General features: G+C 65.0%; 14 protein-coding genes. 11 read left to right on the forward strand and 3 right to left on the reverse strand.

From position 1 onward, the window contains the following. Positions 1-31 precede the first annotated feature (31 nt). On the reverse strand, positions 32-592 hold the full coding sequence (gene folK, locus B6V72_RS09130) for a 2-amino-4-hydroxy-6-hydroxymethyldihydropteridine diphosphokinase (protein ID WP_075775404.1): 561 nt from the start codon (positions 590-592) through the stop codon (positions 32-34). Between the two features lie 150 nt (positions 593-742). Here folK and B6V72_RS09135 point away from each other — a divergent pair, with 150 nt between their 5' ends. The 7 genes from B6V72_RS09135 (at position 743) to B6V72_RS09165 (ending at position 5020) form a co-directional block, all read left to right on the forward strand. Then, the gene (locus tag B6V72_RS09135; protein WP_075775403.1) at positions 743-1306 is read left to right on the forward strand and encodes an NYN domain-containing protein; all 564 of its coding nucleotides are present in this window, start codon (positions 743-745) and stop codon (positions 1304-1306) included. Between the two features lie 111 nt (positions 1307-1417). Continuing rightward, the gene (locus B6V72_RS09140; protein WP_088723099.1) at positions 1418-1864 is read left to right on the forward strand and encodes a YqaA family protein; all 447 of its coding nucleotides are present in this window, start codon (positions 1418-1420) and stop codon (positions 1862-1864) included. 60 nt (positions 1865-1924) lie between these two features. Further along, on the forward strand, positions 1925-2872 hold the full coding sequence (ispH, locus tag B6V72_RS09145) for a 4-hydroxy-3-methylbut-2-enyl diphosphate reductase (protein ID WP_088719805.1): 948 nt from the start codon (positions 1925-1927) through the stop codon (positions 2870-2872). Beyond that, positions 2872-3300 carry a DUF3429 domain-containing protein gene (locus tag B6V72_RS09150; RefSeq protein WP_077701026.1) on the forward strand — a complete coding sequence of 143 codons (429 nt, stop codon included), beginning with the start codon at positions 2872-2874 and terminating at the stop codon, positions 3298-3300. The genes ispH and B6V72_RS09150 overlap by 1 nt, the downstream gene beginning before the upstream one ends. Before the next feature lie 4 nt (positions 3301-3304). After that, complete coding sequence (locus B6V72_RS09155; protein ID WP_088735386.1) at positions 3305-3910, forward strand: glutathione S-transferase family protein; 606 nt, start codon at positions 3305-3307, stop codon at positions 3908-3910. After that, positions 3903-4367, forward strand: coding sequence for a ribonuclease HI (gene rnhA / locus B6V72_RS09160; RefSeq protein WP_088735575.1), 465 nt, complete (start codon positions 3903-3905; stop codon positions 4365-4367). Before B6V72_RS09155 ends, rnhA begins: the two co-directional genes overlap by 8 nt. 32 nt (positions 4368-4399) lie before the next feature. After that, positions 4400-5020, forward strand: coding sequence for a trimeric intracellular cation channel family protein (locus B6V72_RS09165; protein ID WP_240497708.1), 621 nt, complete (start codon positions 4400-4402; stop codon positions 5018-5020). Here the strand turns inward: B6V72_RS09165 and B6V72_RS09170 are convergent. Beyond that, the gene (locus B6V72_RS09170; RefSeq protein WP_088735387.1) at positions 5017-5733 is read right to left on the reverse strand and encodes an LrgB family protein; all 717 of its coding nucleotides are present in this window, start codon (positions 5731-5733) and stop codon (positions 5017-5019) included. The genes B6V72_RS09165 and B6V72_RS09170 overlap by 4 nt on opposite strands. Continuing rightward, the gene (locus B6V72_RS09175) at positions 5726-6082 is read right to left on the reverse strand and encodes a CidA/LrgA family protein (RefSeq protein WP_088719809.1); all 357 of its coding nucleotides are present in this window, start codon (positions 6080-6082) and stop codon (positions 5726-5728) included. The genes B6V72_RS09170 and B6V72_RS09175 overlap by 8 nt, the downstream gene beginning before the upstream one ends. A gap of 261 nt (positions 6083-6343) precedes the next feature. Between B6V72_RS09175 and smc the strand changes: the two genes are divergently transcribed. The 4 genes from smc (at position 6344) to B6V72_RS09195 (ending at position 12440) form a co-directional block, all read left to right on the forward strand. Further along, on the forward strand, positions 6344-9802 hold the full coding sequence (smc, locus tag B6V72_RS09180; protein WP_088735388.1) for a chromosome segregation protein SMC: 3459 nt from the start codon (positions 6344-6346) through the stop codon (positions 9800-9802). A 173-nt stretch (positions 9803-9975) separates the two neighbouring features. Next, positions 9976-10431: a RidA family protein gene (locus tag B6V72_RS09185; protein WP_088735389.1), complete on the forward strand. Its 456-nt coding sequence runs from the start codon at positions 9976-9978 to the stop codon at positions 10429-10431. Further along, positions 10428-11195, forward strand: coding sequence for a glycerophosphodiester phosphodiesterase family protein (locus B6V72_RS09190; RefSeq protein ID WP_075775394.1), 768 nt, complete (start codon positions 10428-10430; stop codon positions 11193-11195). The genes B6V72_RS09185 and B6V72_RS09190 overlap by 4 nt, the downstream gene beginning before the upstream one ends. A gap of 57 nt (positions 11196-11252) precedes the next feature. Continuing rightward, complete coding sequence (locus B6V72_RS09195; RefSeq protein WP_088735390.1) at positions 11253-12440, forward strand: GNAT family N-acetyltransferase; 1188 nt, start codon at positions 11253-11255, stop codon at positions 12438-12440. Positions 12441-12461 lie beyond the last annotated feature (21 nt).

The following is a 12461-nucleotide window of genomic DNA, read 5'->3' on the forward strand; positions in this document are numbered from 1 at the left end:
CATCCACCCCGCCCGCAGGGTTTTGCCCCCCTCATAGCGGAGAAATCGACGATTTTTCCGCCTCCGGAAGCGCTGCAAGCATCTCCATCACGCTTTGCCCCGTCACCGGATGGGGCCAGAGCGGCGCGATTTCGGCAAGGGGAATCAGCACGAAAGCCCTGTCCTGCAAGCGCGGATGCGGCAGGATCAGCTCGCTCGGGGCCTCGCGCTGCTGCGCGTCCTGCGGAAGATTCTGCCAGCGCAAAAAGGCGTCGCGATCCGGCAGAACCCGCTCCTCTGATGCAATCAGGTCAACATCAATGACCCGCGCGCTCCAGCGGCCTTCCCGCACGCGGCCAAATTCTTCTTCCAAGACATGAAGTTGCGCGAGGACATCGCGAGGTTGCAAATTGCATCGCATTTTGCAACAAGCGTTCACGAAGTCGGGACCGGCCCCAGCGGGAACGGCGGGCGTCGACCAGAAGCGGCTAATTGCCACCATGGAAAAACCCAGTTGCTCCAAGCGCTCCAAAGCGGCGCAGAGCGTTTCGCGAGGAGACCCATATTGGCTCGGTAAATTCGCCCCTAAAGCGACCAAATAGTTAGTGTCCATAAAGACAGATTCCGTTTCCCTCGCGAAATGCGATATGTCCTAGTTAAATCTGGTCGGCCCTCCCCGCCTGTGCAAGACTAAGATACGGTTAATCCTTTCCGTATCGGCACATGAGCGATCTGGTCCACCCCACCTGTGCAAGAGGACTGTATGTTCTACAAGGACGAACGACTCGCCCTGTTCATAGACGGATCTAATCTTTATGCGGCCGCCAAGGCGCTTGGCTTTGATATTGATTACAAGCTGTTGAGACAAGAATTCGAGCGCCGCGGCAAACTCGTGCGCGCGTTTTATTACACAGCCCTCCTGGAGAGCGAAGAATATTCGCCGATCCGTCCGCTGGTGGATTGGCTGAATTACAACGGCTTCGCGATGGTTACCAAGCCCGCGAAGGAATATACGGATTCCATGGGCCGCCGAAAGGTGAAGGGCAATATGGATATCGAGCTGGCCGTCGACGCGATGGAGCTCGCACCGCGCCTCGATCATATCGTGCTGTTCTCTGGCGATGGCGATTTCCGGCCGCTGGTCGAAAGCCTTCAGCGTCAGGGCTGCCGTGTCTCGGTCGTCTCGACGATCCGCTCGCAGCCGCCGATGATCGCTGACGAACTGCGTCGCCAGGCCGATAATTTCATCGAACTCGACGCGCTGCGCGAAGTTATCGGGCGTCCGCCTCGCGAGCCGCGCGAAGGCGAAGACGGCAGCGAGAGCTGATCCGGGGCCTGACGCGGGCCGTAATTCGTGATTGAAGGGGCGTGCGGATCACCTGCGCGCCCTTCGTCTTTTCCGGGATCGTTCTCCCGGCTGCTTTTCACGAAAGCCCTGATGCTCGAAAACGTCTCCCTGCTCGGCCTCTTCGTCTCGGCCCTTCTGGCCGCCACGCCGATCCCCTTCCAGTCGGAAGTGGTTTTTGTGGCGCTGCAGACCCTCGGCACCCAGAATATCTGGCTGATGATCCTCGTCGCCGCCGTGGGTAATACGATCGGCTCGCTCGTCACTTATGCGATCGGTCTCGGCGTGACCCGCTGGAAAGATCGCAAATGGTTTCCCGCGAACGAGACGCAGCTCGCGCGCGGCCACCGTTGGTTCGAGCGCTGGGGGATCGGGCTATTGCTGCTGAGCTGGGCGCCCGGAGGCGACCTGATCTGCCTCGTCGCGGGCATCCTGCGGATGTCGATGTGGCTGTTCCTGCCGCTGGTCTTCATCGCGAAAGCGGGACGCTACGCGGTGCTGGCATGGCTGACGGCACAGGCCATCGGGCTTGCAAGCTGATCGCCTCTGGACGCGAGGCTGGTGGAGCTTTACGTCTGAACCCGAACAAAGGAGCGCGCGATGAAACCCTCCCTGACACTCTATCTCGCAGCCCCGCGCGGCTTTTGCGCGGGCGTCGACCGGGCGATCAAGATCGTCGAGATGGCCCTCGAGAAATGGGGCGCCCCGGTCTATGTGCGCCACGAGATCGTGCATAACAAATACGTCGTCGACAGCCTGCGCGACCAAGGCGCCGTCTTTGTCGAAGAGCTCGACGAATGCCCCGACGACCGACCGGTGATCTTCTCGGCCCACGGCGTGCCGAAATCGGTGCCCGCCGAGGCTTCGCGGCGCGAGATGATCTATGTTGACGCGACCTGCCCGCTGGTGAGCAAGGTCCACAAGGAAGCCGAGCGGCACTCGAACGAGGGGCTGCAGATGGTCATGATCGGCCATGCCGGCCACCCGGAAGTTCTCGGCACGATGGGGCAACTGCCTGAAGGCGAGGTGCTACTGGTCGAAACGGTCGAAGACGTGGCCAAGATCACACCGCGCGACCCCGACCAACTGGCCTTTATCACCCAGACCACGCTTTCGGTCGATGACACGGCAGCAATCGTCGAGGCCCTGCAGGACCGCTTCCCGAAGATCGTCGGCCCCGCCAAGGAAGACATCTGCTATGCCACCACGAACCGTCAGGCGGCGGTGAAGGCGATGGCCGATCAGATCGACGCGCTGCTGGTGATCGGCGCGCCGAACTCGTCCAACTCGCGGCGTCTCGTCGAGGTCGGCAAGGCTTCGGGCTGCGCCTATTCGCAACTCGTGCAACGCGCCGAGGATATCGACTGGCGCGCGCTGGAAGGCGTGAAGACGGTCGGCGTGACCGCAGGCGCGTCAGCACCGGAAGTGCTGATCGACGAGGTGATCGACGCTTTCCGCCAACGCTTCGACCTGACGGTCGACCAGATCGAAACCGCCCGCGAGGACATCGAGTTCAAGGTGCCGCGCGTATTGCGGGAAGCCTCGTGATGCGCGGTATGGGTCCGAAAATCCCCGGCGGCGCGCTGATCCTCGGCCTTGCCGGGCTGATCCCGTTCCTTTGGGGCGTGCTGGTGGTGCAGACCGGGCAATTCGCCTTCGTCGCCGATCCGCGTGTAGCCGTGCTCGCCTATGGCCTGATGATCTTCTGCTTCATGGCGGGCAGCCTCTGGGGCTTCGCGGCGCGGGCGGAATGGGAGACGGGCTATTTCCTCGCCGTGGCCCCGGTCCTCTTCTTCATCGCTTTCGTGGCGCTCGGGATGCCGGTGAATTTCGTGCTGCTTCTCGGCTTCCTCGCCCTGCTGCCGCTCGACTGGCTGTTCCAGAAGTTCGGTCATACGCCGCTCTGGTGGCTGAAACTGCGCATCGGCCTGACGGCAGTCGTCGTCGCCTGCCTGATCGCGATCGTAAGGACGTAACGAGATGAAGCTTTATTCGATGCCCTCCTCGGGCAACAGCTACAAGGTGCGTCTGCTGATGGCGCTGCTCGGTCAGAGCTACGACCGGGTCGATGTGGAATATGACAGCGACGCTTTGGCCGAGGCTCATGAAAGCGGGGCCCTTCCCTTCGGCAAAGCACCCACGCTCCAACTCGATGACGGGCGGGTGCTGGGCGAATCCAACGCGATCCTGACCTATCTCGGCGAAGGCTCGCGCTTCGTGCCGGAGGATCGTTTCGCCCGGGCGCAGATGCTGTCCTGGATGTTCTGGGAGCAGAACCAGCACGAGGGCGTCATCGCCGTGCGCGCCGCGATCCTCTGCTATCCGCATCGCGGCCATGAGCGAACGCAGGAGACGCTTGACGCGCTGGAAGTGCGCGGCCACGTCCTTTTGGGCATCATGGAGCAGCGGCTGGAGCAGGCGGATTGGCTTGCAGGCGACGCGATGAGTCTCGCCGATATCTGCCTCTACGCCTATACCCACACCGCCGACACGCGCGGCGGCTATGATCTCGAGCCCTTCCCGGCGCTGCGCCGCTGGCTCGACCGGATCGCTAAGCTCGACGGCTATGTGGGTCTCGATGGCTAAGCTTTACGCATGGACGGATGGCGCGTGCAGCGGCAATCCCGGCCCCGGCGGCTGGGGCGTCTTGATGCGCGCGATGGACGGCGAAGCGGTCGTCAAGGAGCGCGAGCTCAAGGGAGGCGAGGCCGAGACCACCAATAACCGGATGGAGCTTCTGGCCGCGATCAACGCGCTGGAGGCCCTGACCCGCGACACCGCGATCACGATCACCACAGACTCCGCATACGTGAAGAACGGCGTGACCGGCTGGATCCACGGCTGGAAGCGCAACGGCTGGAAGACTGCGGCGAAGAAACCGGTGAAGAACGTCGATCTCTGGCAGCGGCTCGACGAGGCGCAGCGCCGCCATCTCGTGACCTGGGAATGGATCAAGGGCCATGCGGGCCACCCGGAGAACGAGCGCGCCGATGAATTGGCCCGCGCCGGGATGGAGCCCTTCAAACCGGCCAAGCAAAAATGACCGCCTTACCCGCATGGCTGGGAGATTTTCCCGTGGGTGCGGCACTGGATTACGCTTCGGTGCTGGTCTTCGCACTGACCGGGGCGCTGGTCGCCTCGCGCCAGCAGCTCGACCTCGTGGGCTTCATCTTCGTTGCCGCGCTGACTGCTATCGGCGGCGGCACCCTGCGCGACCTGCTTCTCGGCCGTGACCCGGTCTTCTGGGTCGGCGATCCCACCTATGTGCTGATCGCGGCGGGGGCGGCGGTGGTGGTCTTCTTCACCGCGCACCTCTTGGAAAGCCGCTATCGTGCACTGCTGTGGCTGGATGCCTGCGCATTGGCGGTGGCGGTACCGGCGGGCGTGGCGATCACGATGCGGCTGGAGCATGGCCCGGTCATCGTGCTGATCATGGGCATCGCCACCGGCACCTTCGGGGGCCTGATGCGCGACGTGGTTTGCAACGAGGTGCCGCTGGTCCTCAAACAGGGCGAGCTCTACCTGTCCTGTGCCTTCGCAGGGGCAGCGAGCGCGCTGGTCGCGACGGCGCTCGGAGCGGATACGCTGCTGGCGCTGCTGATCTGCGGCGGCGTGACCTTTGCGCTGCGCGCTGGATCGCTGCGCTTCGGCTGGAAGCTCCCGGTCTACAAGGCCCGCCCGCCGAGGCAGTATTAACCGAAGTAACTCAGCACGACCGGCGCGAGGAAGGCGGTCAGCACCGCGTTCAGCCCCATGCCGATGGACGCAAAGGCCCCCGCAGTCTCATGTACCTGAAAGGCGCGCGCCGTGCCGATCCCGTGGGCCGCGACGCCCACCGCGAAGCCCCGCGCCCGCCAGTCGCGAAAGCCCAGCAGGTTGAGCATCGGCGTCACCGTGATCGCCCCGATCATCCCGGTCAGGATCACCAACGCCGCCGTCAGCGACGGCTCCCCGCCCAAGCTTTGCGAAATCCCGATAGCCACCGGGGCCGTCACCGATTTCGGCGCGAGCGAGGCGAGCAACTCAGGCCCCGCCCCCATCGCCTTCGCAATCGCCAGAACCGAGACGATGGCCGTGACCGACCCCGCCACCAGCCCCGCTACGATCGGCAGCAGGGCGCGCTTCACCTTGGGCAGGTTCGCATGCAGCGGCACCGCCAGGCAGACCGTCGCCGGACCCAGCATGAAATGCACGAATTGCGCCCCATCGAAATAGCGCTGATAGGGCGTGCCGGTCATCAGGAGCACCGCGCCGAGGATCACCACCGCGATCATCACCGGATTGGCGAAGGGGTTGCGGTTCACGCTTTTGAAGATCGCATCCCCGATCCAATAGGCGATTAGCGTCGCCCAGAGCCACAGCAGCGGTTCGGAGGACAGATAGGACCAGAGCTTGAACGGATCAGTCATCCACATCGCTCCGCGTCAGCTTCGCCACCGCGACGAAAACCGCCGCACCGACCACGATCGCCAGCATGGTCGAGACCACCAGCGCCACCGCCAGCCCCACCCCATGCTCGCGCAGCGCGCCGAGATGCGCGACGATCCCCACGCCCGCCGGCACGAAGAGAAGCGACAGGTGTTGCAAGACGAACTGGGCAGTGGGGCGCACGATCTGCTGCACCTTGCCCGAGACGCTCATCACGATCAGCAGGAAGATCATCCCCAGAACCGGGCCGGGAAGCGGTAGCTGCAAGGCGCGGGACAGGATCTCGCCGGCGAGTTGGCAGGCGAGGATCAGGGACAGGGCTGGGATCATCGGTCGGCTCCTTGGGTCGCTTTCGATGCTAAGCCTGCCCGCACAAAAGGAAAAGACGGACTATTCAAGAGCTTCAGGCGAGACACGCTCCTCCCGGCTTCGAGAATCCGGAGCGCAAATTGCGCGAAACACCGGCGAGAATACGCCAATATCTTGTGGATAATGCCGCCATCATCTCCAGATGAAGTGTCTTCCCATTGACTCGCAGGCCTGCTCTACGGACACTTCTCAGTACTCATTCAGATTCGGAAAGTTCGGCAATTGCGCTTCTCTCGGCTACGTCTCAACGGTTTCAAGAGCTTCGTGGACCCCACGGATCTCGTGATCCATGACGGGCTGACCGGCGTCGTCGGGCCCAATGGCTGCGGCAAGTCGAACCTCCTGGAAGCGCTGCGCTGGGTGATGGGCGAGAACCGCCCCTCGGCGATGCGCGGCGGCGGGATGGAAGACGTGATCTTCGCGGGGGCCTCGTCGCGGGGCGCGCGCAATTTCGCGGAAGTCGCGCTGCAGATCGACAATACCGAGCGGCTCGCGCCCTCGGGGTTCAACGACAGCGACGGGCTGGAGATCGTGCGCCGGATCACCCGCGATGCGGGCTCGGCCTACAAGGTGAACTCCAAGGACGTGCGCGCTCGAGACGTTCAGATGCTGTTCGCGGACGCCTCGACCGGCGCGCATTCGCCCGCACTCGTGCGGCAGGGCCAGATTTCCGAGCTGATCAACGCCAAGCCGAAGAACCGTCGCCGCATCCTCGAGGAAGCGGCCGGGATTTCCGGGCTCTATCAGCGCCGCCACGAGGCGGAGCTGAAGCTGAACGGCGCCGAGCAGAACCTGACGCGCGTCGATGACGTGATCGAGCAACTCGCCTCGCAGCTGGCTACCCTCGCCCGGCAGGCCCGTCAGGCCGCGCGCTACCGCACCATCGGCGAAGAGCTGCGCCGCGCCGAGGGGATGCTGCTGTATCGTCGTTGGCGCGAAGCCGATCTGGCCCGCACGACCGCCGAAGAGGCGCATCGCGAGAAGGTCACCGGGGCCGCGCAAGCCGAGAGAGCCTCCCGCGAGGCGGCGAAAGCCCGGCAGGGCAAGGAAGACGCATTGCCGCCGCTGCGCGAGGAAGAAGCCATCGCAGGCGCGATCCTGCAACGCCTCACCGTACAGCGCGACGCGCTCTCGGATCAGGAAGATCAGGCGATTGCGCGGATCGAGACGCTGAAGGCGCGGATCGAGCAGCTCGTGCGCGACATGGAGCGCGAAGCGGGCCTAAATCGCGATGCGGGGGAGACGATCGGGCGGCTCGAATGGGAGCAGGCGCAGATCGCGAAAGCCTCCGAGGGGCATGAAGACAAGCTGGCCGCAGCGGTCGATGCCGCCCATGAGGCCGCGCAGATTCTGCAGGAGCGCGAGGCGCAACTGTCGGAACTGACCGAGGATGTCGCGCGGCTCGCGGCCCGCCACCAGTCGTCGCAGCGTTTGGTGACCGACAACCGCGCAACGGCCGAGAAATCCGAGGCCGCCGCCGCGCAGGCGAAGGAAGCTGCCGAGGCTGCTGCCGCCGCGCTTGCGAAGGCGAATGCGGAATTCGAGGCGGCCGAAGGCGCACAGACACAAGCGCAAGCTGCCGCCGAAGCTGCCGAAGAGTCGTTGGCCGCCGCCGATGACGCGCGCGCCGAGGCGCAGGGCCGCGAAAGCGCAGCCCGGGCAGCGCGCTCGGAGGCCGAGGGCGAAGCGGGGGCCTTGCGCGCCGAAGTCTCGGCACTGGCTCGTCTGGTCGAGCGCGAAGCCTCCAACGGTCAGCAAATTCTCGACCGCGTCCGGGTGGATCGTGGCTACGAGGCGGCCCTTGGTGCCGCCCTCGCCGATGACCTGCGCGCGCCGGAAGTCGGCGAGGATGACGCGACCGGCTGGCAAGCCCTCCCCGACTATCCCACGCCGCACCCCCTGCCCGCCGGGGTCGAGCCGCTCTCGGCCCATGTCGACGTGCCCGACGTGCTGGTCCGCCGGATTTCGCAGATTGGTCTGGTAGAGGATTATGACGAGGGCGCGCGGCTGCAGGATCAGCTGGCCCCCGGTCAGCGGCTGGTGTCGACCGAGGGCGACCTGTGGCGCTGGGACGGCTATCGCGCCGGCGCCGAGGATGCCCCGACCGCCGCCGCACTGCGCCTGCAACAGCTCAACCGTCTGGTGGAATTGAAGCGCGATCTCGAAGAGGCCGAGGCGCGCGCTTCGGGCGCGAAATCCGCTCATGAGGCGCTGACCGCCGCGCTGGCCGAGGCCACACGCGCCGATGCCAGCGCCCGCGAGGCGCGCCGCGAGGCCGATCGCCGTCTGGCCGAGGCGGGCCGCGCGCTCAGCCGCGCCGAGGCCGATCGTTCCATCGCCAGCTCCAAGCTTGAAAGCGCACAGCTCGCCGTCGCACGCCACGAGGAAGAAGCTAGCAGCGCGCGGATGGCGCTGCGCGAGGCGGAGAATGCGCAATCCTCCCTGCCCGATCTGGACGCCGCGCGCGGCGACGTCGAGGCTGTGAAGATGACCGTCGAAGCGGCGCGGATGACGATGATGACCAAGCGCTCCGCCCATGACGAAATCCGTCGCGAGGGCGAGGCGCGGCTGAAGCGTCGGCAGGAGATCACCAAGGAAATCTCCGGTTGGCGGCACCGGCTGGAGACCGCAGAGAAACGCTCCGCCGAGCTGGAAACCCGCAAGATCGAGAGCGAGGCGGAGTTGAAAGACGCCTCCGCCGCCCCTGAGGAATTGGCCGCGAAACGCGCCGAGCTGTCGGAAGCCATTGCCACCGCCGAAGCGCGTCAGGCCGAAGCGTCGGAAAAGCTGTCGGGCGCGGAAACCGCCCTGCGCGAGGCGCAGCTGGCCGAGCGCGAGGCCGAACGACTGGCTGGCGAGGCGCGCGAAGCCCGCGCCCGCGCCGAGGCCCGCGTCGACGCGGCGCGCGAAACCGTCGCCTATGCCGCCGAACGCATCCTCGAGGAAACCGAGAAGTCGCCGCAGGATCTGCTGGAAAGCCTCGATACCGATCCCGATAAGATGCCCGACGCGGAGAAGCTCGACGCGGAAGTGAACCGGCTCAAGCGACTGCGCGAGAGCCTCGGCGCAGTCAACCTGCGCGCCGAGGAAGATGCGCGCGAGGTACAGGAAGAGCATGACGCGCTGGTGCAGGAGAAATCCGATCTCGAAGAGGCGATCCGCAAGCTGCGCGCCGGGATTTCGGGACTCAACCGCGAAGGGCGCGAGCGTCTTCTGACCGCGTTCGAGCAGGTGAACGAGAACTTCCGCACGCTGTTCACCCACCTCTTCGGCGGTGGCTCTGCGAACCTGCAACTGGTCGAAAGCGACGACCCGCTGGAGGCCGGTCTCGAGATCATGTGCCAGCCGCCGGGCAAGAAGCTGTCCACGCTGTCGCTGTTGTCGGGCGGGGAGCAGACGCTGACCGCGATGGCGCTGATCTTCGCGGTCTTCATGGCCAACCCCGCGCCGATCTGCGTGCTTGACGAGGTCGACGCGCCGCTAGACGACGCCAACGTTACGCGCTTCTGCGACCTGCTCGACGAGATGACGCGGCGCACCGATACGCGCTTTTTGATCATCACCCACCATGCGGTGACGATGGCGCGGATGGACCGGCTGTTCGGGGTGACGATGCAGGAGCAGGGCGTGAGCCAGCTCGTCTCGGTCGACCTGAAGAAGGCCGAGGCGCTGGTGGCGTAACAGCAAGGGGCTCCGCCCTCGTCGCCGTAGGGCGACAAAACTAAAGGGTGAAGGGGCTCTACCCTGCGCTATCGCGCCCCGGGATATTTTCATCAAGAAGAAGAGAAGCGATTCCGCTTGCGGGAGAAAAGGCGCGCGCCTAGCCTCGCGTCGAATTTCACATGGAGGGCGCAATGGCCAAGATCGAAGCACGTCTCGAAGAGTTGGGGATTCAGCTTCCCGATGCCCCGGCACCGGCCGCGAATTACGTGCCCTTCGTGCGCACCGGCAATCAGCTGTTCGTCTCGGGGCAAATCTCGAACGGGCCCGAGGGTCTGATCCGCGGCAAACTCGGCGACGGCATGGATGTCGAAGAGGGCGCGATGGCGGCGCGTTTCTGCGGGCTGGCTCTGATCGCCCAGGCGAAAGCCGCCATCGGCGATCTCGACAAACTCCGCGTGGTGAAGCTGGTGGGATTCGTGAACTCCACCGCTGATTTCACCGATCAGCCCAAGGTCATCAACGGCTGCTCCGACCTGATGGTCGAGGTCTTCGGCGAAGCCGGGCGTCACGCGCGTTCGGCGGTCTCGGCGGCTTCGCTGCCGATGGGCGTCGCAGTCGAGATCGAGGCGATTTTCGAGGTCGCGTGATGGCATTGCATCCTGATTTTCTCCGGCTTCCGATCGCGCATAGGGCTTTGCACGACTACACGCTGGGCCGCCCTGAGAACAGCCGCGGGGCGATCCGCGCGGCAATCGCCGCGGGTTACGGAATCGAGATCGACGTGCAGCTCTCCGCCGATGGCGTGCCGATGGTGTTTCACGACTACGCGCTGGACCGGCTGACCGCAGAGCGCGGCCCGGTACGCCAGCGAACGGCGGCGGAGCTGGGTGCGATCCATCTGAGCGGCACGGAGGAAGGTATTCCGACCCTCGCCGAAGTGCTGGAGATCGTGAAAGGCCAAGTGCCGCTTCTGGTCGAGATCAAGGATCAGGACGGGGCTCTCGGTTCGCAGATCGGCGCGCTGGAGGAGGCGACGGCGCTGTTGCTGCGCGATTACGAGGGCCCGGTCGCAGTGATGTCCTTCAACCCCCATGCGGTGGCGGCTTTCGGCGAATTGGCCCCGGACGTCGCTGTCGGTCTGACAACCTCGGCCTACCAGCCCAATGACTGGGCTCTGCTGCCCGCGGCGCGCGGCGACGAGCTGCGCCACATCCCCGATTTCGATCGCGTCGGGGCGGCCTTCATCTCGCATGAGGCGAAGGACCTGAACGCGCTTCGGGTGACCGAGCTGAAATCGCTCGGCGTGCCGGTTCTGTGCTGGACGATCCGCTCCGTCGACGAGGAGGCGCTGGCGCGGCGGGTCGCCGATAACGTGACCTTCGAAGGCTACCTCTCGGCGCTTCCGGCTTGACGCGGAGCGCGCGGGGCACAGATTCAGGCAAAGGATCGCCTAACCTCCCGGGATGAAATGGATCAAAGCGTTGAAATCACGCTTTATTCGGATATTTCCGAAATAAGTGAAACAGACTGGAATGCCTGCGCCTGCCCCGAAACCGGGGATGGGGAACGGGCGTTCGACCCGTTCACCACACATCGGTTTCTTGCCGCCCTCGAGGCCTCCGGCTCGGTCGGGCCGGGCACGGGCTGGGATGCGCGGCATCTGGTGGCGCGGATGGGCAATCGGATCATCGGCGTCGCGCCGCTCTACGTGAAATCGCACAGTCAGGGCGAATATGTCTTCGATCACGGCTGGGCCGATGCGTTCGAGCGCGCGGGCGGGCGCTATTACCCCAAGCTGCAATGCGCGGTGCCCTTCACCCCAGTGGCCGGGCGGCGTCTGCTGGTTCTGCCGGGGCTGGAAGAGGCCGGGGGCCGCGCGCTTCTGGCTGGCATGGCGCAGATCGCGGAAGGGGCCGGGGTTTCCTCGGTCCATATGACGTTTTGTACCGAGGACGAGGCTGAGCTTGCCACCGAAGCGGGCTGGCTGCCACGGATCGGGCAGCAGTTCCATTGGTTCAACGAGGGGTATGAGAGTTTCGACCAGTTCCTCGGCGAACTGAGCTCACGCAAGCGCAAGGCTTTGCGCAAGGAGCGTCAGCGGGCGCAGGCCTTCGGCGGCGAGATCGTGCAGTTGACCGGCGACGACATACGGCCCGAGCATTGGGACGCGTTCTGGCAGTTCTATCAGGACACTGGCGCGCGAAAATGGGGCCGCCCCTACCTGACTCGTGCCTTCTTCGATCTTCTGCACGAGATGCGCGACGACGTGCTTCTGGTGCTTGCGATGAACGGCGACCGCCCGATCGCCGGTGCGCTGAACCTGATCGGGCGCGAGGCTCTGTTCGGGCGCTACTGGGGGTGTATCGAGGATCACCCCTTCCTGCATTTCGAGCTTTGCTACCATCAGGCGGTCGATTACGCGATCGCGCACAAGCTGAGCCGGGTCGAGGCCGGCGCGCAGGGCGAACACAAGCTGGCGCGCGGCTACCTGCCCGTCGCCACCCATTCGGCGCACTGGATTGGCCATCAAGGTCTGCGCGGCGCGGTCGCGGAGTACTTGGAAGCCGAACGCGCCGCCGTGGACGAAGATATCGAGATACTTACCGAAATGGGCCCATTCCGGAGCCCCTCGGGTGGCAGCGATGAGCAGGCGTGATAAGTAGCAGTGTTAAAGGAC

It is taken from the genome of Thioclava sp. F34-6, from assembly GCF_002213235.1.
Classification (GTDB): domain Bacteria; phylum Pseudomonadota; class Alphaproteobacteria; order Rhodobacterales; family Rhodobacteraceae; genus Thioclava; species Thioclava nitratireducens.